The following is a 20,826-nucleotide window of genomic DNA, read 5'->3' on the forward strand; positions in this document are numbered from 1 at the left end:
CCGCCGGCCCCGCGGTCAGGCGGACGTGCCCGGGGCGAAGGCCGCCTCGGCGATGCGGTGGATGTAGGGGCTCTCGGCGCCGGTCAGGCCGGTCGGGTTGATCGAGTAGACCACGTGACGGCTGTTGTCCCGGGTGCCGAACATGCCGCTGGTGTAGCCGGGGCGGGAGCCGGTCTTGCCCCAGACCACGATGCCGCCCGGGAGGGTGGCGCTCATCAGGCCCATGCTGTAGCAGGCGTGCTCCCCCGGGCAGTTCCTGTTGCGGTGGTTGGGGACGTCCGGGACGGTGAAGAGCAGTTCCTGCTGGGCGGGCGGCAGCAGGCGGCCGCCGAAGAGCGCGGTCATGAAGCGGTCCAGCTCGGGGGCGGTGGAGATCATGCCGCCCTCGGCCCAGGGCCACGGGCTCTGCTCGCTCACGTCGACCTGCCGGGTGCTGCCGTCGGGGGCGGTCACGGTCAGGTAGCCGTGGGCGTGCGGGCCGGGCAGCCGCGGGTCGGTGGCCTCGGGGGCGTAGGTGTGGTGCAGACCGAGCGGCCGGGCGATCCGGGTCTGCACCTCGTGGTCGAACGTCTGCCCGGTGACCCTCTCGATGATCATGCCGAGGAGGAAGGTGTTGAGCCCGTTGTACTCCTGCGCGGTGCCGGGCTGGAACTCCTTCGGGTACGTGAGGCCGTCGGCGACCACCTCGGCGGGGGTGGCGCCGTGCAGGCGGTGGTCCACGAACCACTGGTTGCTGCCGTCGCCCCAGATCTCGGTTCCGCCGCCGGCCGGCAGTCCGCTGGTGTGGTTGAGCAGCTGGCCGACGGTGACGTCCGGGTAGCCGTCCGGGAGCAGTCCGGGCAGGTACTGCTGGACGGTGCCGTCCAGCTCAAGGTGTCCCTCGGCGGCGAGTTGGAGCGCGACGGTGGCGGTGAACACCTTGGAGACACTGCCGATCCGGAAGCGGGCGTCGGCGGGCACCGGCCGGCCGGTCGCCAGGTCGGCGCTGCCCGAGGTGCCCGACCACCGGCCGGCGCTGCCGGTGATCCGCACCAGCGCACCGGTGACATCGGCGTTGGGCAGCCCGGCGATGGCCTGGCGCAGCGCGGCGGCGTCCAGCGGCGACAGCTTCGAGGCCGCGGTGTTCGAGGCCGCAGCGGCGGGTGCGGCCGCGGAAGCCGGAGCGGTCGCACCGGCCGTCAGCGCGGCGAGCAGCGTGCCGGTGGCGGCGAGAGTGGTCCAACGAGGGCGGCGCGGGCTGGTCTTCACGGCTTGCTCCAGGGTGATCGGCGGCGTCCGGGTCCTCGACCCGCGACGAGCCTTCCGGAGTGCGGCCGCCCGGCCATCCGGGGCGCACCCTGACCGGACCCTGAACAGCTGCCGGGGACAACCCCGAGACGGGCTGGGCAGGTGTCAGGGGCGGTGCGCGACAGCCGAGTTCACCACCGGGCGGCGCGGCCCGGCTCAGCGCGGCCGGGCGTCGTACTCCGCGCGGGCCTGCTCGACGGCCGGGACGCGCTCCTCGGACCAGCGGGCGAGGGCGGCGACCAGCCCGGCGGCCTCCCGGCCCAGCGGGGTGAGGCTGTAGTCGACCCGGGGCGGGATGACGGGGTGGGCCTCGCGCAGTACGAAACCGTCCCGTTCCAGGGTCTGGAGGGTCTGCGCGAGCATCTTCTCGCTGACGCCGGAGACCCGGCGGCGCAGCTCGCTGAAGCGGTAGCCGCGCTCGGCCAGCGCGGCCAGCACCAGCACGCCCCAGCGGCTGGTGACGTGCTCCAGGACGCCCCGGGACGGGCACATGCGGTCGTAGACGTTCGGCGGGGGCAGTTCGCCGAGCGGCACGGCCTTGGTCATTACCTGCATGTCAGTACCCTACTTCAAAGTGCGTACTTTCCAGAAGTTAGTGCCATCCCTAAGGTGAGTGTCGAGCAGGAAGTTCAACACGCAACCATGTGCAGGGAGCAGCGCTATGTACGTCGTCACCGGAGCCACCGGACAGCTCGGCCGGCTGGTCGTCGAGGGCCTGCTGGCCAAGGTCCCCGCGAGCGAGGTGACCGTCGCCGTCCGCTCCGCCGGGAAGGCCGCCGACCTGGCCGAGCGCGGCGTGACCGTCCGGGTGGTCGACTACGACCGGCCCGAGAGCCTGGCGGGCGCCTTCGCCGCCGGAGACCGGGTGCTGCTGATCTCGGGCAGCGAGGTCGGCCGCCGCATCCCGCAGCACCGCGCCGTGGTGGACGCGGCGCGGGCCGCCGGTGTCGCGCTCCTCGCCTACACCAGCGCGCCGGGCGCGGCCACCTTCAGGCTGGCGGACGAGCACAAGGAGACCGAGGCGCTGATCCGCGAGTCCGGGCTGCCCTTCACCTTCCTGCGCAACGGCTGGTACACCGAGAACTACCTCGGTGACGCGGCCGGCACGGTGGACCGCGGTGTGGTGATCGGCAGCGCCGGTCAGGGCCGGGTCGCCGGCGCCACCCGCCGGGACTACGCGGACGCCGCCGTCGCGGTGCTGGTCGGCGAGGGCCACGAGAACGCGGTGTACGAGCTGAGCGGCGACGCCGCGTGGAGCCTCGCCGAGCTGGCCGCCGCGTTCGCGCAGGCCTCGGGCAAGCCGGTCGAGTACCGCGAGGTGGCCCCGGCCGAGCACCTGGAGGTGCTGGTCGGCGCCGGTCTGCCGCAGGGCTTCGCGGAGATCCTGGTGGACGTGGACGCGGGCATCGCGCGCGGCGAGCTGGCGGGCACCCCGGGTGACCTGGCCCGGCTGACCGGCCGGCCGACCGTCCCGCTGGCGGAGAGCGTGAGCGCCGCGCTCCGGGGCTGACGCCGCCTGCGGGGCCCGGCCGCCCCGACCGGCCCCGCCCGACAGGCCCCGCCCGGCAATGTCATGACCAAAAACCGAATACGGAGATGACAGTCTGCCTTCCCGCCCGCTACCGTCGGCTCGACACACGCGCGCGTTTCGGAGGGCAGGCCGTCATGCCGGAGACAGATCAGCGGGAGGCCGGCCGGGGCCTCTGGTACGGCGTCGCCGCCTACGGGATGTGGGGGCTCTTCCCCCTGTTCTGGCCGCTGCTGGAGCCCGGCGCCGCCGACGACATCCTGGCCAACCGGATGGTCTGGTCACTGGTCGCCGTGGTGCTGCTGCTGATCGCCCAGCGGCACTGGGGCTGGATACGCCCGCTGCTGCGCCAGCCCCGCCGACTCGCCATGCTGGGCGCGGCCGCCGCCGTGATCTCGGTCAACTGGGGCGTCTACATCTGGGCCGTCAACGCCGGGCACGTCGTCGAGACCAGCCTCGGCTACTTCATCAACCCCCTGGTGACCATCGCCTTCGGCGTACTGGTGCTCAAGGAGCGCCTGCGGGTGGCGCAGTGGACGGCCGTCGGGGTCGGCGCCCTCGCGGTGGCCGTGCTGACCGTCGGGTACGGGCGGCTGCCCTGGATCGCGCTGACCCTGGCGCTCTCCTTCGCCACCTACGGGCTGCTGAAGAAGAAGGTCGGGCTGAGCGGGCTGGAGAGCCTGGCGGCCGAGAGCGCCTTCATGTTCCCGTTCGCGGTCGGCTACCTGGTCTACCTGGAGATCAGCGGACGCGGCACCTTCGGGCACACCGTGGCCGGCTCGTTCGGCTGGGGCCACTCGGGGCTGCTGATGCTCAGCGGGGTGATCACCGCGATCCCGCTGCTCTGCTTCGGCGCGGCGGCGGTCCGGGTGCCGCTCACCGTGCTCGGGCTGCTGCAGTACCTGGCGCCGGTGTTCCAGTTCCTGATCGGCATCGCGGTCTTCCACGAGTCCATGCCGCCCGCCCGCTGGGCCGGCTTCGCCCTGGTCTGGGCCGCGCTGGCGCTGCTCACCTGGGACGCGCTGCGCCGGGTGCGGGCGGACCGCGCGGAGCGGGCCGCGCTCGCCGCGGGGCTCGCCGCCGGGGCCGGCACCGAGGCCGCCACCGCTCCGGCGGCCACCCGCTGAACCGCCCGGCGGGGGCTTCCCGGCGCCGGGAAGCCCCCGCCGTCCTACGCCGTGATGTCCCGGCTGGAGAAGCGCGACCAGGCGGCCGAGCCGAAGACGGCGACGTACGCGGCCTGGAGCCCGAGGTTCTTCAGCACACCGTCCCAGTACATCGGCTCCCGCAGCAGGTCCCCGAAGCTCAGCCAGTGGTGGGTGAAGAGGAACGGCTGGATCGCGTGCAGCTGCGGGAAGCTGTCGAGGATCTGGACGGTGATCACCAGGCCGACGGTGGCGGCCATCGCCGCGATGCCGCTGCCGGTGAGCGTCGAGATGAACAGCCCGATCGCCACCAGCCCGGCCAGCGAGGCGGCCACCACACCGGCCACCAGCACCGCCCGCAGCAGGGCCGAGCCGAGGCCGATGGTGTCCCCGGAGATCAGCGTGACATCGCCGAGCGGGAACAGCGCCGCGCCGGTGGCGAGCGCCGCCAGGGCGACCGTCGCGGTCGCCGCCAGGCAGAACACCAGCCCGGCGGTGAACTTGGCGGCCAGCAGCCTGGTCCGGCCGGCCGGCGCGACCAGCAGATAGCGCAGCGTGCCGCCCGCCGCCTCGCCCGCGACGGAGTCCCCGGCGACCACGCCGACCGTCATCGGCAGGAAGACCGGCAGCGCCACCGCCAGCGCGGTGAACACCAGGAACAGGCCGTTCTGGGTCACCTGGGCGATGAAGGCCGGGCCCTCGCCGCCGCGCGGCCCGTCCGTCTCGATCCTGACGACCGTGCCGATCAGGACCGGCAGCACCGCGAGGATCGCCAGCAGCACCATGGTCCGGACCCGGCGGAAGGTCAGCCGCAGCTCGCTGCGGAACAGCGCCAGGAACCCGGCCGCCGTCTGCGGCCGCCGGCCGACCGGAGGCGCGGCCGCCCCGATCCGCTCGCCGGGCCCGACCTGCCCGACCTTCTCAGCCCGCCCGACCTGCTCAGCCTGCTCAGCCCGCGACATCGAAGCCCTCCCCGGTCAGTGCCACGAAGGCGTCCTCCAGCGTCCCGCGTTCGACCCCGAAGCCGCGGACCCGTACCCCGGCCCCGACCAGCGCGGCGCACAGCCCGGGCAGCACCTCGTCGGAGAGCGCCCCCAGCTCGCCGTCCACCCGGCCCTCCCCGGCCGTCACCGCCGCGACCCGGTGCGCCGCCAGCACCTCGGCGGCCCGTGCCACGTCCGGCGTGCGGACCACCAGCCGGCCCTGGGCCCGGGCGGCCAGTTCGGCGACGGTGCCCTGCACCACCAGCCGGCCGCGCGACATCACCGCCGCGTGCGTGCAGACCTGTTCGATCTCGTCCAGCAGGTGGGAGGAGAGGAACACCGTGGTGCCCTCCGCCGCGACCTCCCGGACCAGCGCCCGGATCTCCCGCATGCCCTGCGGGTCCAGGCCGTTGGTCGGCTCGTCCAGCACCAGCAGCTCGCGCGGCTGGAGCAGCGCCGCGGCCAGGCCGAGCCGCTGCTTCATGCCCAGCGAGTACGCCCGGGCCCGCTTGCCGGCGGCGGCCGTCAGCCCGACCCGCTCCAGCGCCTCGGTGACCCGCCGCTGCCGGGTGCGCGGGTCGGCCGTCGGGTCGGCCGCGTCGAACCGGGCCAGGTTGTCCCGGCCGGAGAGGAAGCCGTACAGCGCCGGGCCCTCGATCAGCGCGCCGACCCGGGGCAGCACCGTGGAGACGGACTGCGGCATCGACTCGCCGAGCACCGTCGCCACACCCGCGGTGGGCGCGATCAGGCCCATCAGCATCCGGATGGTGGTGGTCTTGCCGGAGCCGTTGGGCCCGAGGAAGCCGAAGACCGAGCCCCTGGGCACCGTCAGGTCCAGCCCGTCCACGGCGAGCTGGCCGCCCCGGAAGCGCTTGGTCAGGCCCCTGGTCCTGATCACGTCGTCGGACGGGACGCCGGACGGGGCAGCGGACGGGACGGCGGCGGGAACGGCCACGGGGGCCGGGCGCGTCTCGGCGCCCCGGCCCCCGGCCGACTCCGTAACGTCCCCCGTTACGGGAGTCTTCGTCACTCCTACTTCACCCCGGCCGCGCTCTGCAGCACCGGGAGCGTCACCGCGCCCGCGAAGACCCGGCCGTCCTCGGTGACCAGCACGTTCAGCACCTTGGTGCTGATCAGCGTGCCGCCCCCGACCGGCTTGCCCAGCGCCTTCACCAGCGACTGGAGGCTCTGGCCCCCGCCGTGGCCGTTCTGCCCCTGGCTCTTGCCGTCGTGCCGCCCGGGCTTGGCCTCCTTCGGCACGGTGACCTCGCCGGTCGGCAGCTGGGCGCTCAGCACCGCCGTCCAGCCCTCGCCGACCACGTTCAGGCCGTCCGGCCCGGCGTGGCCGCCCCGGCCCGCCGGCCCGCCCTGCGCGTCCGGCGCGGCGTGACCGCCCTGGCCGGCCTGCCCGCCCTGCGGCCCGTCCGTCTTCTGCTCCGTCACCTTGGCGCCCTTGGGCACCGAGAAGTCGAAGGTCCTGGCGGCCGGCTCGGCGAAGGAGACGTCCGTGAAGTGGACGTCCAGCACGGTGCCGCCGTCGGCGCCCTTGACCACCACCGCGAGCGGCACTCCGTTGTCGGCGGCCACCGCGATCCGGACCTCGCCGATCGTCGAACCGGACTGGGTGGGCTTCACCGAAAGCTGGTACGCCTTCTGCCCGGCCACGCTCGCCGTGCCGTCCACGGTGACGGCGGTGGTGCCCGCGCCCGCCGTGAGGAACTGGCGGGCGGCCTCCTGCGGGGTGGTCGGCACCCCGGTCAGCGGGACGCCCTCCGGCCGGGCGCCCTGGGGGTGGGCGCCCTGCGGGAGCGTCAGGTGGACCGCCTCGTTGGTGGAGCTGTCCCAGGCCCAGGCCTGGTCACCGTTGTGGACGAGCGTGTACCCGGCCAGGTTCTCGATCAGGTCGACCCGCTGGCGGTCCGGCCCGGCCACCGCCACCCGCAGGGTGTGGTCGCCGCCGAGCAGACCGCCCAGCTTCGCCCCCGGCGCGGCCGAGGAGGACCCGGAACCGCCGCCGCCCGCGATCGCGCCGCCGGCCGCCGCCCCCAGCAGCTGACTGGGCACCCCGAGGTCGGCCGAGACCGAGACCGTGCCGGAGAGCGTCTGCGCCTGCGAACCGAGCACCTTCGCCACCACCTGCTCGGCCGTCAGCGCGGGCAGGTTCGGCGGGGAGTCGTCCGCCAGCGCGGGCACCAGGCCGATCCCCGCGGCGATCACCCCCGCCACCGCCACCGGTACCACCACCCGCACCGCCGTACGCCGCCCGGACCGGTACGGCGCGCCGCCGCCCCGGTAGTCCTCAGTCGTCGTGTCGTCCGTCATAACGAGCAACCCCTCCGTAGCCGTGACCGACTGCCTGTGCCCCTCCATTACACGGCCACCGGCCCGTGGAGGCATCGCTCTGCAGGGCCAGATCGGGGTAGTTCCGGTGTCGCAGCCGACCCTGAGACGCCCTCAGGGTTTGCCTCCTCCGGACGTACGAGAACTGGCGTAGGGTCGCGCCATGGACGCAACAAGCACCCCGACTGCGAACGCGATGCGGCGCGCCCTGCGCCGTGCCCGGGACGGCGTCGCGCTGGACGCGACCGAGGCGGCGGTCCTGCTCCAGGCCAGAGACGACGACCTGCGCGACCTGTGCGCGAGCGCCGCACGGGTACGCGACGCGGGGCTGGCGGCGGCCGGGCGGCCCGGTGTCATCACCTACTCCAAGAGCGTCTTCATCCCCCTCACCCGGCTCTGCCGCGACAAGTGCCACTACTGCACCTTCGCCACCGTGCCCGGCAGGCTGCGACGGGCCGGACACGGGATGTTCATGTCGCCGGACGAGGTGCTGGACGTCGCCCGGCGCGGCGCCGAACTGGGCTGCAAGGAAGCCCTGATCACGCTCGGCGACAAGCCCGAGGACCGCTGGCCCGAGGCGCGCGAGTGGCTGGACGCGCACGGCTACGACGACACCATCGCCTACGTCCGGGCGATGTCCATCCGCATCCTGGAGGAGACCGGCCTGCTGCCGCACCTCAACCCCGGGGTGCTCGGCTGGACGGACTTCCAGCGGCTCAAGCCGGTCTCGGCCTCGATGGGCATGATGCTGGAGACCACCGCCACCCGCCTCTGGAGCGAGCCCGGGGGCCCGCACCACGGCTCGCCCGACAAGGAGCCGGCCGTCCGGCTGCGGGTGCTGGAGGACGCCGGGCGCAGTTCCGTCCCGTTCACCAGCGGCCTGCTGATCGGCATCGGCGAGACGTACCAGGAGCGTGCCGAGTCGCTGTTCGCGCTGCGCCGGGTCTCCCGGGCCTACCACGGCATCCAGGAGCTGATCCTGCAGAACTTCCGCGCCAAGCCGGACACGGCGATGCGCGGCATGCCCGACGCCGAACTGGACGAGCTGGTGGCCACGGTCGCGGTGGCCCGGCACATCATGGGCCCGGCCGCCTGCCTCCAGGCCCCGCCGAACCTGGTCGACGGCGAGTACGAGCGGCTGATCGGCGCCGGGATCGACGACTGGGGCGGCGTCTCGCCGCTGACACCCGACCATGTGAACCCCGAGCGCCCCTGGCCGCAGATCGACCGCCTCGCCGGGCACTCGGCCGCCGCCGGCTTCGAACTGCGGGAACGCCTCGCCGTCTACCCCGAGTACGTCCGGCACGGCGAGCCCTGGCTGGACCCGCGGGTGCTGCCGCACGTCCGGGCGCTGGCCGACCCGGAGACCGGGCTGGCCCGCCCGGACGCGGTGGTCCAGGGCCGGCCCTGGCAGGAGCCGGAGGACCTGCCCGCCTCCTACGGGCGGACCGACCTGCACACCGCCATCGACACCGAGGGCCGCACCGGCGACCGCCGGGCCGACTTCGAGGACGTCTACGGCGACTGGGAGGTGCTGCGCGAGCAGGTGGGCGCGAACGGCGCGCCCGAGCGGCCGGCGGGCGATCTGCGCGAGGCCCTGGCGGTGGCCGCCGACGACCCGGTGAAGCTGACGGACGAGCAGGCGCTGGCGCTGTTCCACGCGGACGGCCCGGCGCTGGACGCGCTCTGCCGGATCGCCGACGACGTGCGGCGGTCGGCGGTCGGCGAGGACGTCACCTACTGCGTCACCCGGAACATCAACTTCACCAACGTCTGCTACACCGGCTGCCGGTTCTGCGCCTTCGCCCAGCGCCGCACCGACGCGGACGCCTACACCCTCTCGCTGGAGCAGGTCGCCGACCGGGCCGCGCAGGCCTGGGAGGTCGGCGCCACCGAGGTCTGCATGCAGGGCGGCATCCACCCGGACCTGCCCGGCACCGCCTACTTCGACATCGCGCGGGCGGTGAAGAAGCGGGTGCCCGGCATCCACGTGCACGCCTTCTCGCCGATGGAGGTGGTCAACGGCGCCACCCGCACCGGGCTTTCGATCCGCGACTGGCTCCAGCAGGCCAAGGAGGCGGGCCTGGACACCATCCCGGGTACGGCGGCGGAGATCCTGGACGACGAGGTCCGCTGGGTGCTCACCAAGGGCAAACTGCCCGCCGCGACCTGGGTGGAGGTCGTCACCACCGCGCACGAGCTGGGCATCCGCTCCTCGTCCACGATGATGTACGGCCATGTGGACACCCCGGAGCACTGGCTGGGGCATCTGCGGCTGCTCGCCGGGATCCAGCAGCGCACCGGCGGCTTCACCGAGTTCGTGACACTGCCGTTCATCCACACCAACGCGCCGGTCTACCTGGCCGGCATCGCCCGGCCCGGCCCGACCGCCCGGGACAACCGGGCCGTGGTGGCGATGGCGCGGCTGCTGCTCCACCCGCACATCCCCAACATCCAGACCAGCTGGGTCAAGCTGGGCGCCGAGGGCGCGGCCGAGATGCTCCGCTCGGGCGCCAACGACCTGGGCGGCACCCTGATGGAGGAGACCATCTCGCGGATGGCCGGTTCCGCGTACGGCAGTTACAAGTCCGTCCGGGACCTCCAGGCGATCGCCGAGGCGGCCGGCCGGCCGCACCGCCAGCGCACCACCACCTACGGCGAGGTGCCCGCCGAGCGCCGGGCCGCGGCGCTGGCCTCGGACGGGCACCTGCCGGAGCTGCTGCCGGTGCTGGAGTAGGGCACCTGCCAGAGCTGTGCGGCGGTTCGTGGAAGTGCTGGTGCCCGAGGGAACCCCTCGACTTGTTCGGGCATTCGAATACAGTGCGAAGGCGCGCGACCGGCCGTGCGTCGCGCGCCTGTTCCCCGGACGAAAGGCACCTCGTCGTGATGCCACTGTGGTCACGCGCACAGCAGCAGGACTTCCGCAGCCGGGTGCGGGGCTGTCTGCTCGGCGGGGCGATCGGCGACGCGCTCGGCGCCGGAATCGAGTTCGAGTCGCTGGACAGGATACGGGCGGTGCACGGCCCGCACGGGGTGACCGGCTACGTCCCCGCGTACGGGCGGAGCGGCGCGATCACCGACGACACCCAGATGGTGCTGTTCACCCTCGACGGCCTGATCCGCGCCCATGTCCGCCGGGACACCGGCAGTTGGCACCCGCCCACCGACATCCACCTCGCCTATCTGCGCTGGGCCGCCACCCAGCGCGACTGGGGCCCGGACGAGCGCCGGGCCGACCTCGGCTGGCTCGGCCGTGAGGAGTGGCTGTACGCCCAGCGGGCCCCCGGCCAGGCCTGCCTCTCCGGCCTCTCCGGGCCGGACGCCGACCGGCTGGGCACCCTGGACGCACCCAAGAACCCGCACTCCAAGGGCTGCGGCACGGTGATGCGGGCCGCGCCGTTCGGGCTGCTCACCACCTGGGAGCCGGGCCTGGTGTTCCAGCTGGCGGTGGAGTGCTCGGTGCTCACCCACGGCCACCCCACCGGCTACCTCTCGGCCGGGGCGCTGGCGGTGATCGTCCAGACCGTGGCCCGCGGCGGCACCCTGGAGGAGGGCGTCCACCTCGCGCTGGCCCTGCTCTCCGAGCGGCCGGCGCACGAGGAGACCACGGCCGCGCTGCGGGCCGCGCTGGACGCCGTCCGGGCGGGCGAGCCGTCCGCCGAGCGGGTCGAGGCGCTGGGGGAGGGCTGGGTCGCCGAGGAGGCGCTGGCGATCGGGGTGTACTGCGCGCTGGTCGCCCACGACGTGCGGTCGGGCCTGCTGCTGGCGGTGAACCACTCCGGGGACAGCGACTCCACCGGCGCGATCTGCGGCAACCTGCTCGGGGTGCTGCACGGTGACACCGCGCTGCCGCCCGGCCTGGTGGCCGGTGTGGAGGGGCGCGGGGCGATCCTGGAACTGGCCGACGACTTCGTCCTGGAACTGATGCACGGCCCCGAACTGCACGGCCAGGAGACCCCGGAGGGCGCCGCCTGGGCCACCCGCTATCCGGTGCTGGGCTGAACGCCGCTTCCAGGACGCACAGTTGCCCGTAGCGGTGCCCGTCGCCGGGGGAGGACGACGGGCACCGCTACGGGCAACTGGGCCGAGAACGGACCCCCGGACCCGGACGGGACCGGGCCAGGATCAGAATCCGCCGAACGCCCCTGTCCCGGCGGCGGTGGCGAAGGCATTCCAGGCGTCGGACGAGAAGTGCAGTTGCGGGCCTTCCGGATCCTTGGAATCCCGGACCGACACCGCGTCCGCCAGCGGGGTGGCGATCTCCACACAGGCGCCGTTGCCGCCGCTGTGACTGCTCTTCCGCCAGGCCGTCCTGTTCTCGAAGGTGGTGCTCATTCGTGGTATCCCTCTTCAATCGTGGCTATCAGTGACCGGCTCTCCGCCACTCCGAGCGCCGCTGCGCGCAGGTGGTCGTAGAGACTGGTATAGCGGCGCACGTCCGCGTCCTTCTCGAGGTAGAGATCACTCGTCACCCCTTCGAAGTAGACAACCGTCGAATCGGCTGACTCGGGGAACTCCAACAGGGAGAATGTCCCGGTCATACCGGGGTGGGCACCGTGCGAGAACGGGATCACCTGGATGGTGATGTTGGAGCGCTGACTCAGCTCCAGCATGTGCTTCAGCTGGCCGGCCATCACCTCACGGCTGCCGACCTCCCGGCGCAGCACCGCCTCGTCTATCACCGTCCAGAGACTGCCCAGCCGGTTCTCCCCGTGGACGCGGTCCTGGCGCTTCATCCGGACCTGGACCCGCCGTTGCACGGAGAGCGCGTCGGTGTCCGGCTGGGTGCCCTCCACCACGGCCTGCGCGTACTGCTCGGTCTGCAACAGGCCGGGGACGAACGAGGACTCGTACGCGCGGATCGAGGAGGCCTCGGCCTCCAGCCCGATGTAGACGCTGTACGGGGTCGGCATGTCGTTGAAGTCGTGCCACCAGCCGCGCTGGCGCGACTCCTTGGCCATCTCCATCAGACTGGCGCGCATCTGCTCGTCGGTCACGTTGTAGACGTCGCAGAGGTCGCGCACATCGCGCTGGCTGATGCTGCGGCGGCCGTTCTCCAGGCGGCTGATCTTCGACTGGGAGACCATCAGCCGGCCGGCCACCTCCTCGGCCGTCATCGCCAGGCCCTCGCGCAGCTTGCGGAGTTCGGAACCAAGGCGCCTGCGGCGCACGGTGGGATTGATGTTCGCGGACACGTCGACCTCCGGCCGGACCTCGGGTGATCGTTGGACCGGCAGCCCTCGGAACACTGTTGAAATTGGGACCAACCCCCCTGACTTGGAGCAGCATGTCACCTTGGATCAGGTCGGCGCCGGGGAATCGCATGAGCGCGGTAGATCGGATCATCAGAAAAGCGCTTCGGCGAGACGGCGGGTGCCTCCGGATGGTATGGCGGTGGTGCGGCTCGATCCGGTAGTGCGGTGATGGTGCGATGGCGGTGGTGGTGCCGCGGCCGGGCCGCGGTGGCGGTGAACGGGTGTTGCGGAGACGGTATCCGCTGAGGCACATGCTGATGGCACGTGCCCGGGTGTTGTGGACCGGTCTCCGCCATGGCATCCGGGCCGGGTGCGGGGACGGCAGAGGGGCGGTCGCCGGGCGACTTCCGTCGCGGGCGATCGCCCCTCTTCCCTGCTGGGTACTGCTCGGTCCCGCCGCTGTCACCGGGGTTGCTCACCCGGGTGACTCACTCGGGAGCCCGCCGCGGACTGGCGGCGCGAGCGATGCGCCGCGCGCCGCCTCGCGCGCCGGACGACGTTCCCGCCGGGAACCTGCGCGGCCGTACGGGCCGCCGGACGGGCCGTGCGGGCCATGGGACCGGTTCGTCGGGCCGTGGGACCGGCCCGACGACCGACGGCCGGTGCGTCTGTCGACACGGCCGTCGGTGCGGTCGGTGCGGTCGGTGACGCGGTCGGCGTCGGTGGTGCGGCCGGAGCCCTCGGGAGCCTCCGTCAGCGGACGCCGACGCGGGACGGCGTGGCCCGCCCGCCTGCCGCGCCGCGACCCGCCGTGCGCTGACCCGGACGGCCGGTGCCGGCCGGGGCGCCGCCCTGCGGCGAGCGGTTCTGCTGGGCCGGCAGGCCGTTCTGCACGTCCATCACGGCGTGCGCGACCATCCCGCCCAGCGGGTCGTAGCGGATCAGATCGCGCAGCCGGGACCGCGACGACCGCCCCTCGTTGCCGGGGTACAGGTGCTTGCCCAGACCCACCGAGTGGGCCAGGGCCGCGAGCGCGGCCGTCCGCGGGTCCGGCGGCACGCCGGTGCGGATCGCGGTGTCCAGCCGCTGCTTTATCGCGGCGTTGGTGCAGTCGTCGGACGCCTGATAGCGCGTCGTCGGCAGGACCCCGCACACCTGGCCCGGCACGGCGGTCACCATGCCGCACCGTTCCAGGTGCGCCAGATAGGTCTGCCGCAGCCCCAGCCGGGGCCCGCCGATCCAGTGCGCAGCGCGAACCGGGCTGCCGCGTCGGCGCAGCAACTCCAGTGCGTGGTCCAGCGTCGGGTCGCCGGTCGGCCGTGGCAGCACCACGGCGATCCGGTCTCCCTCCGGGACGATCCGTCCGGCCAGGGACAGCTCGACGAGCTGTGCCCCGGCAAGTCCGAGGTCGAGGGTCTGCGGCTGCGCCGTGGTGCCCGTGGTCGGGTCCAAAGCGAGCAACAAGAGTTCCTCGGGAACAGTTCTGCGGCTCTTGCCCATCCAAGCCTCCCCGCGTGGATGAATGACAGCGTGACGCCTCTCACACGGGCTTGTCGAGTACGCCTCCGAATCGTGACCTTGCGGCGGGGCCGGGGAACCGGCGGCGGCAGGGTGGGCGTCTGACCGGGGGACAGCCCGGAGTGCGGCCGTGCGGCGACAATACGCGCCGGTCGGGCGGGGTGTGGGCGGTCGGAACGGCCGCCGGTGGCGGAGACTGTACTGGTACATGGGGCGGGGCGTCGGCTTCCCGAAATCGGGTCTGCCGGTGCCCCGCCGGGCGTTGAGGAGGCTGGGTTACGTGGGCGAGTCCCCCGACAGGGTGCTGCGGGACGGCGAGCGGGAGCAGGAGCGGGACCGCGAGCGGGCCGGTGTCGGCACCGGCACCGCTCCGGCCGGCGCTCCGGCCGCCGCTTCGGCGGCGAGGGCCGCGGCTCCGGCCGAGCCGGACGACGCCGACGCAGCCGAGGCCGCCGACGGAACCGGGGCCGCCGACGGAACCGGGGCCGACGGCGCCGCCGAACCCGCGGCGGGCGGTGCGCCGCGAGCGGCGAAGGCCGGCTCGACCGTGCAGCTCCGTGTCCGGGATGTGGACACCCGAACCACCATGCTGCGCCTGCCGGTCGACAACGCGACCACCGCGCTGCGCCTGCCCGATGAGGTGCTGAGGCCGGTGGGCCCTGACGGTTCCGCAGGTGACGGCGGTGAGAGCGGTGAAGAGGCGGCCGGAACGCCGACGGGTGCCGCCGCCGCGCCGGCCGAGCGCCCGGCCGCCGTCGATCCGCGTCTTGCGATCCGGACGGCCGTGGCGGCCGGGGCGGGAGGGGTCGCGAAGGCGGTGGAGAAGACGGCCGACGCACCGGAGGCGGACCGGTCCGGGGGTGCCGCGGGCGCCGGGGGAGCTGCCGAGGGCGCCGCCGAGGCCGCGGACGTCGAGAAGGCGGAGAAGGGCGAGAAGCCCGAGGAAGAGGAAACGGAGAAGGCCGAGAAGGCCGAGGACGTTCGGAACGCGGACCAGGCCGAGACGGAGGCCGCCGAACAGCCCGAGCAGCCCGCCGAGCCCGCCGAGTCCGAGCCGGCCGGGAAACCGGAGAAGGCCCGGGCGTCCCGGGCCCCCGCCGCCGGTACCGTCCCCGAACCGCCGGCGCCGAAGCCGCTGCCCGGTCCGGCCCCCGTTCCCGGGCCGGAGCCCGAGCCCGTTCCCGAGCCCGTCCCCGAGCCGGAGCCCGTCCCCGAGCCCGTCCCCGAGCCGGAGCCGACGCCCGAGCCGGAGCCGACACCGAAGCCCGAGCCCGCCCGCAAGCCGGCCCCGAAGCCCGTACCGGTCCCGGTCCCCGAGCCGCTCCCCACGCCCGACCGGCAGCCGGTGCCGCCCGCACCGCCGCTGCCGAGGCCCGAGCCGCTGCCCGTCCCCGAGCCGATGCCGAGGCCGGAGACGACGGCCGAGGCCATGGAGGTCCTGGCGGCGCTCAACGCCCGCCCGGTCTCGCCGCTTCGCCGCGCGCTCAAGCGGATCACCATCTGGACCGTCTTCCTGGCCGTCGTCCTCGGCGCGGTGGCGACCGCCCAGCTGCTCCGGCCGCTGCCGAACACCAGGGTGAAGTCGACCTCCCCGGGCAGCTTCGCCTTCGGCGGCGACCCGCTCGACCTCGCCTGGCCCGCCAAGGGGCAGTCCGCCGCCGAGGTGGTCGGGGTCGGCAGCCTCGGCAGCTCCGGCCCGGAGACGCCGGCCTCGATCGCCAGCGTCACCAAGGTCATGAACGCCTACCTGATCCTCCAGGCGCACCCCCTGAAGAAGGGGGAGAGCGGCCCGAAGATCACCGTCGACAAGCAGGCCGCCCAGGAGTCCGGCAACGTCGACGAGTCCAAGGTCACCCTCGTCGAGAACCAGCAGCTCACCCAGTACGAGGCGCTGGAGATGCTGATGCTCCCCTCCGCCAACAACGTGGCCCGGCTGCTCGCCCGCTGGGACTCCGGCTCGGAGGAGGCGTTCGTGAAGAAGATGAACGACACCGCCGCCGCGTTCGGTATGACCAACACCGTCTACGCCGACCCGGCCGGGTTCATCGCCGACACCAAGAGCACCGCCAAGGACCAGCTGAAGCTCGCCGAGCGGGTCATGCAGAACGAGGTCTTCCGGCAGATCGTCTCCACCCCCGACACCACCTTCAACGGCCAGAAGATCTACAACACCAACCAGCTGATCTCCCCGAAGAACGGGATCATCGGTGTCAAGACCGGTTCCAGCACCCCGGCCGGCGGCTGCCTGATGTGGGCCGCGTACAAGGAGATCGGCGGCGTCAGGCGGCTGATCCTCGGCGTCACCCTCGGCCAGCCCGCGACCGCCACCGAGGGCATCCTCAAGGTGGTCCAGAACGTCAGCGCCAAGCAGATCCAGGCCGCCCAGAACGGGCTGACCGGACAGACCCCCGTCAAGCAGGGCGACGTGGTCGGCCAGGTCGACGACGGGCTCGGCGGCAAGGTCCCGGTCGTCGCGGCCAAGGACCTCACGGTGGCCGGCTTCCCCGGCATCACCGCCACCCTCACCCTGGACCCGGCGAAGATCGGCCACAAGGCCCAGGCCGGGACCGAGGTCGGCGTTCTGCGCTCGGGCGAGGGCGACAACCGGGTCGAGGTCCCGGTGGTCCTCCAGTCCGACCTGACCCCGCCGTCCATCCTCTCCCGGCTCACCCGCACGCTCTGAGCGGCCACCGGCCCCTGAGGCCCTGACGGAGGGGGAGCCGGCCCGGCCGGCTCCCCCTCCCGCCGTTCCGGCCCCGGGCGCCGCCGGAACGCGCGGTCAGAACCGGGTGCCGCCCCAGACGCCCGGTTCGGTGCGGGTGCCCAGAACGTGCGCGACCGGCTCCTCCTCCGCCACCACCCGGCCCAGCGCCAGCGCCAGCGTCAACCCGGCGAACAGCACGATCAGCCAGGACAGACCGGTGAAGATCACCCCGTACGCGCCGAACTCCGCCACGCTCTTCGCCATCGCGTGCGGCAGATAGATCCGCGCCGCCACCCCGAGGGCCATCACCGTCACCCCGCAGAGCAGCGCCCCCGGCAGCAGCGGCAGCCAGCGCGCCCGGCCACCCAGCAGCAGGTGCTGCGTCCACCACCAGAGCGCGGTGGTGCTCAGGAAGGCCAGCGGCAGCCCCAGCCAGGCGCCCGCGCCGAAACCGTCCCGTACCGGCGTCTGCAAGGCCAGCCAGATCAGCCAGACCGCCAGCCAGACCAGCCAGCGCCAGGCCGCCAGGCGCGTGCCCGCCCTCGGCAGCTCCCAGCAGCGCTCGCAGACCCGCTGCATCGCCCGGCTGAGCGCCGTCGCCGACAGCAGCGTCACCAGCGCGCCGACCACCCCGAAGCCGGTGTCCTCCTCGTGGCTCGTCGCCAGCAGCTGCTGCAGCGACTGCTGCGCCGCCCCCTGCACGCCCAGCTCGGTACGGAGCGAGTCCAGCACACCGGTGCGGATCGCCGTCGGGGCGAACACCGACACCACGAACAGCGCGGGCAGTGCGCTCAGAAAGGCCTGGGCGGCCAGCCGGGTGGCGCAGTCCAGCAGGTTCACCCGCAGCAGCTGGCCGACCGCCCGGCCCACCAGCGGCACCTGGTCGGGCAGCCCGCGCGCGAACCGCGTCAGCTCCGCCGACCGCTCCCGCAGCCGGGCCGTCCGCCGCCACTTCCCGCCGTCCGGGGGCTTCCCGTCCCCGCCTGCGCTGCCGCTGCCGCCGGTCCCGCGCCCGCCGCTGCCGTCGTCGCCCGGGGGCGGACCGGTCGGCTGCTCGCTCACGGGCTCGTCCTCCTCGGCCGCCGCCGGACGGGCGTCCGGGGCGCCCTGATCACCGGGCTCCATGGTCACCCGGCCCCCGGCCACCCGCATCCGGGCCGCGCGCCCGCGAACGGACCGCAGGCTCAGCCGGTACGGTCCAGCAGCGCGAGCGTCACCCCGCCGAGCGGCGTCACCCGGCCCGGCGCGCCGTACCGGGACCGGAGCACCCGCGCCTGGTCCTCCGGCATCGCGGCCAGCGGATCGGCGGTGTCCCCGAGCACCAGCAGCCATATGCGCTGCCCCTGCCCCACGCACTCGGCGGGCCGCGGACAGCCGACCGGGAAGAGGCCCTCCGCCTGGAGGGCGCTGCGCTCGACGAAGACCGGGGACGGCCGCACACCGTCCGGCAGATAGTAGGAGACACCCGCCCAGATCATCGCCCAGCTCTGGTCGCCGAGCGGGGCCGCCAGCCCGTCCCCGGGCCGGTACCCGGCCGCTATCAGCCCGGCGGCCGCCCGGTAGGGCTCCTTCGAGCGCGAGTGCGAACCCGCGTACCGCACCGAGGACTGCTTGGGCAGCGCCACCAGCGCGGGCACCGCGAGCAACCCGACCGCCAGCAGCGCCCCGGCGGCCCGGAGCTGCCCCGGCGTCCGGCTGCGCCGGGCCGCGGCAGCCACCGTCGTGTACACCGCGCGGACCCCGCCACCGCCCAGCGCCGCCCAGGCGGGCAGCGTGAACAGCAGATACCGGTCGACGAAGTACGAGGTGCTGCCGCGTGACACCAGCCAGACGCCCACCACCGGCACCACCGCGAGCAGCAGCAGCTGGAGGGCGGGCAGCCGCCGCGCGGGCAGCACCAGCACCAGCAGCGCGAGCAGGACGAAGCTGTGGAACACCGAGGCCGAGCCGAACAGCGGCTCACCGAAGTGCCACAGCTCGCTCAGCGAGGGCGTCCCTATCCAGCCCAGCTGCTGGCCCGACTGCCGGCTGCCCAGCACCACCACCGGCACCACCGGCAGCGCCGCCGCACCCACCGCCAGCGGGTACTGCCAGAACAGCCGCCGCTCCACCGCGCCCCGGGTGCGCCACAGGTGCAGCGCCACCACCATCAGCTGCCCGGCGAGGGTGCTGAGCGAGATCAGATGCCCCGCGCCCGCCGCCGCCATCGCCACGCCGTACGGCGCCCAGCGCCGCAGCCCCGGCCGCTCCAGCGCACGCAGCAGGAACCAGGTGGCCGCCGCGACCGCGCAGGTGACCAGCGCGTACGAGCGGGCCTCCTGCGCGTACCGCGAGACCAGCGGCACCACCGTGAACAGCAGCCCCCCGCCGATCGCCGCGACCCGCCCGCCGAACAGCCGCTCCGCGGTGAGCGCCACGAACGCCGCCGCGCCGGCCATCGCCAGCACCGAGGGCAGCCGCAGCGCGATCGCCGAGTCGCCGAACAGCGCCGTCCAGCCGTGCATCAGCAGGTAGTAGGCCCCGTTGCTGGCATCGATGTGCTGCAGCAGCCGGAGCAGATCACCGAGCGACCGGGTGGCCACCGTCCAGGTCGCCACCTCGTCCCGCCACAGCTCGGGCGTCCCGAGCCGGTACGTCCCGACCGCGAGCATGGCCAGCGCCGGCCACAGCCACACCTGCCCCAGCAGTCGGACAACCGTGCTCGAAGCGGCAGCTGGTCTCATCGGGCAGGCCTCGTCGTGGCGATGGAGCGGTTGGGTCCTTCGCAGGCTACTGGACTGCTCCTGACGCCCCATCGCCACCCGGCCCTCCAGCCGCCCGTCCCGTCCGGCCCCGCCGGATCCGCTCGGCACAACCGCCGAGCGGCGGCCGATCGAGGGCCGACAGTGACGATGGGGCGGGGCCGGATCGGCCGGATCCCCGAAGCGGCCGGTCGATCCGGTGACGTGCCGAACGCGTCGGCACCGACGTCGAGCCGGTCGTGGGTTCCGGCCTCGCCGGGTGGGTGGTCCCCGCACCGGAGACACCAGGACGATCCGCCCGCGGCCGAGGCCCCACAGGCATCCGTTCACCCGAATGGCCGGTACGGATGAGGACGGGTGCCCGCGTGCCTACGCTGGGGAACGCGGGGCCGGAGCTGCGCCCGGGACCATGTCACCGGCATGCGGGGGCGCGCGGGGGAAGCCGCTCCGAAGACATCGGACGAGCAGGGTCACGGCTCTCGTGAACCCGTGATCGTGTCCGGGTCCCGCGTTCTCGGAAGGAGCGAATGACGATGACGTCTGTCACCGCGCCGACGCAGTTCCTCGTCCTGTCCCAGGCGGACCTGGGCAGGCCGCTCCAGGTCCAGCTCAACGGGCTGGTCGTGGTGGACCTGGAGACCAACGCCAGCATCGGATCCGACTGGCGCTACACGCCGCTGATCGGGGGCCCGGAGTCGTTCGAGCTGCTCAGCGACGCCGAACTGTCCGGCAAGATCCCGGGTTCGTCGGGAGCCCACTCCTTCCTGTTCCGTGCCGTGCGGCCCGGAACCGGGGAGCTGAGGTTCGAGCATGAGCAGCAGGGCCAGCCGGACGGGGAACCGGTCCTGTTCACCATCGAGATCGTGCCGGCTGACTGAGCTCGGGGGATCTGGGCGGTACCGCCCGGGAGCCGGGCCTTCGACCGGCCGGCGCCGCGGCGCTCCCCCGGTTGAACCGCCGACCACCCGGGCGGTGCCGCCACCTCGTGGCCGCACGCGGCCGCGATCTCGGGGGAGCCGCTCCGCCTGGGCGGCCGGGGTCACCGCCCGGGCAGCGCCACCCGGCCGGCAAACACGCAGATCAGCGAGGTGTCGACAAACAGAACAGGGGCCGGGGCGCAGCGGGGGGAGATCTCCGGCAGTCCGATCCGCTAGTCTGTCATCGGTCAGTCGGCTGTCCCGCTGCGGACACGGGCGCCACCCTTCCCCGGGTGTCGCCGGGAGCGCGTGCCCACTGCCTGACCAGGGCGTTTGTCCAACCAGCCCGAAGCCCCTTCCGGGTTTCGGCAAGGTCCTCGACAAGCCCCGCCTCAGTAGCTCAGGGGATAGAGCACGGCTCTCCTAAAGCCGGTGTCGCAGGTTCGAATCCTGCCTGGGGCACAGAGA

Annotated in this window: 16 protein-coding genes and 1 tRNA gene; 7 read left to right on the plus strand and 10 right to left on the minus strand. The window is 73.7% G+C overall.

Annotated features, from left to right (window positions below):
* Positions 1-15: 15 nt before the first annotated feature.
* Together AB0P06_RS11435 and AB0P06_RS11440 are read right to left on the minus strand one after the other, a co-directional pair.
* Complete coding sequence (locus tag AB0P06_RS11435; protein WP_363606889.1) at positions 16-1,248, minus strand: serine hydrolase domain-containing protein; 1,233 nt, start codon at positions 1,246-1,248, stop codon at positions 16-18.
* A 195-nt stretch (positions 1,249-1,443) separates the two neighbouring features.
* Positions 1,444-1,833: a helix-turn-helix domain-containing protein gene (locus tag AB0P06_RS11440; protein ID WP_363607020.1), complete on the minus strand. Its 390-nt coding sequence runs from the start codon at positions 1,831-1,833 to the stop codon at positions 1,444-1,446.
* A 115-nt stretch (positions 1,834-1,948) separates the two neighbouring features.
* On the opposite strand from AB0P06_RS11440, the gene AB0P06_RS11445 reads away from it, so the two are divergent.
* Both AB0P06_RS11445 and rarD read left to right on the plus strand, forming a co-directional pair.
* A complete protein-coding gene (locus tag AB0P06_RS11445; protein WP_363606890.1) occupies positions 1,949-2,797 on the plus strand; it encodes an SDR family oxidoreductase in 849 nt (282 codons plus the stop codon).
* A gap of 155 nt (positions 2,798-2,952) precedes the next feature.
* Positions 2,953-3,942, plus strand: a complete 990-nt coding sequence (rarD, locus tag AB0P06_RS11450) for an EamA family transporter RarD (RefSeq protein WP_363606891.1) — start codon at positions 2,953-2,955, stop codon at positions 3,940-3,942.
* 44 nt (positions 3,943-3,986) lie between these two features.
* On the opposite strand, the gene AB0P06_RS11455 is transcribed toward rarD, so the two are convergent.
* From AB0P06_RS11455 to AB0P06_RS11465, 3 genes are all read right to left on the minus strand, one after another.
* On the minus strand, positions 3,987-4,922 hold the full coding sequence (locus AB0P06_RS11455) for an ABC transporter permease (RefSeq protein ID WP_363606893.1): 936 nt from the start codon (positions 4,920-4,922) through the stop codon (positions 3,987-3,989).
* Complete coding sequence (locus tag AB0P06_RS11460) at positions 4,909-5,898, minus strand: ABC transporter ATP-binding protein (RefSeq protein WP_363606894.1); 990 nt, start codon at positions 5,896-5,898, stop codon at positions 4,909-4,911. The genes AB0P06_RS11455 and AB0P06_RS11460 overlap by 14 nt, the downstream gene beginning before the upstream one ends.
* 77 nt (positions 5,899-5,975) lie before the next feature.
* Positions 5,976-7,265, minus strand: coding sequence for a DUF2092 domain-containing protein (locus AB0P06_RS11465; protein ID WP_363606895.1), 1,290 nt, complete (start codon positions 7,263-7,265; stop codon positions 5,976-5,978).
* A gap of 181 nt (positions 7,266-7,446) precedes the next feature.
* Here AB0P06_RS11465 and AB0P06_RS11470 point away from each other — a divergent pair, with 181 nt between their 5' ends.
* Positions 7,447-10,020, plus strand: coding sequence for a bifunctional FO biosynthesis protein CofGH (locus tag AB0P06_RS11470; RefSeq protein WP_363606896.1), 2,574 nt, complete (start codon positions 7,447-7,449; stop codon positions 10,018-10,020).
* Between the two features lie 149 nt (positions 10,021-10,169).
* The gene (locus tag AB0P06_RS11475) at positions 10,170-11,285 is read left to right on the plus strand and encodes an ADP-ribosylglycohydrolase family protein (RefSeq protein WP_363606897.1); all 1,116 of its coding nucleotides are present in this window, start codon (positions 10,170-10,172) and stop codon (positions 11,283-11,285) included.
* Positions 11,286-11,408: 123 nt separating this feature from the next.
* Here AB0P06_RS11475 and AB0P06_RS11480 read toward each other — a convergent pair whose 3' ends face one another.
* The 3 genes from AB0P06_RS11480 to AB0P06_RS11490 all read right to left on the minus strand — a co-directional run bounded on the left by AB0P06_RS11480 (position 11,409) and on the right by AB0P06_RS11490 (position 13,978).
* On the minus strand, positions 11,409-11,618 hold the full coding sequence (locus AB0P06_RS11480) for a DUF397 domain-containing protein (protein ID WP_363606898.1): 210 nt from the start codon (positions 11,616-11,618) through the stop codon (positions 11,409-11,411).
* Positions 11,615-12,478 (minus strand): helix-turn-helix transcriptional regulator, encoded by an 864-nt coding sequence (locus tag AB0P06_RS11485; RefSeq protein WP_363606899.1) that lies wholly within the window; start codon positions 12,476-12,478, stop codon positions 11,615-11,617. Before AB0P06_RS11485 ends, AB0P06_RS11480 begins: the two co-directional genes overlap by 4 nt.
* 753 nt (positions 12,479-13,231) lie before the next feature.
* A complete protein-coding gene (locus tag AB0P06_RS11490; protein WP_363606901.1) occupies positions 13,232-13,978 on the minus strand; it encodes a GPP34 family phosphoprotein in 747 nt (248 codons plus the stop codon).
* A gap of 298 nt (positions 13,979-14,276) precedes the next feature.
* Between AB0P06_RS11490 and AB0P06_RS11495 the strand changes: the two genes are divergently transcribed.
* Complete coding sequence (locus AB0P06_RS11495; protein WP_363606902.1) at positions 14,277-16,679, plus strand: hypothetical protein; 2,403 nt, start codon at positions 14,277-14,279, stop codon at positions 16,677-16,679.
* Between the two features lie 96 nt (positions 16,680-16,775).
* On the opposite strand, the gene AB0P06_RS11500 is transcribed toward AB0P06_RS11495, so the two are convergent.
* Entirely contained in the window at positions 16,776-17,762 is a 987-nt protein-coding gene (locus tag AB0P06_RS11500; protein ID WP_363606903.1) for a YhjD/YihY/BrkB family envelope integrity protein, read from the minus strand.
* 122 nt (positions 17,763-17,884) lie between these two features.
* The gene (locus tag AB0P06_RS11505; protein ID WP_363606904.1) at positions 17,885-19,375 is read right to left on the minus strand and encodes a glycosyltransferase family 39 protein; all 1,491 of its coding nucleotides are present in this window, start codon (positions 19,373-19,375) and stop codon (positions 17,885-17,887) included.
* Between the two features lie 599 nt (positions 19,376-19,974).
* Here AB0P06_RS11505 and AB0P06_RS11510 point away from each other — a divergent pair.
* Positions 19,975-20,319, plus strand: coding sequence for a protease inhibitor I42 family protein (locus AB0P06_RS11510; protein WP_363606906.1), 345 nt, complete (start codon positions 19,975-19,977; stop codon positions 20,317-20,319).
* A gap of 428 nt (positions 20,320-20,747) precedes the next feature.
* Positions 20,748-20,820 (plus strand) — tRNA-Arg (locus tag AB0P06_RS11515).
* Positions 20,821-20,826: the final 6 nt, after the last annotated feature.

Source organism: Kitasatospora sp. NPDC088351, from assembly GCF_040685575.1.
In the GTDB taxonomy this organism is placed as follows: domain Bacteria; phylum Actinomycetota; class Actinomycetes; order Streptomycetales; family Streptomycetaceae; genus Kitasatospora.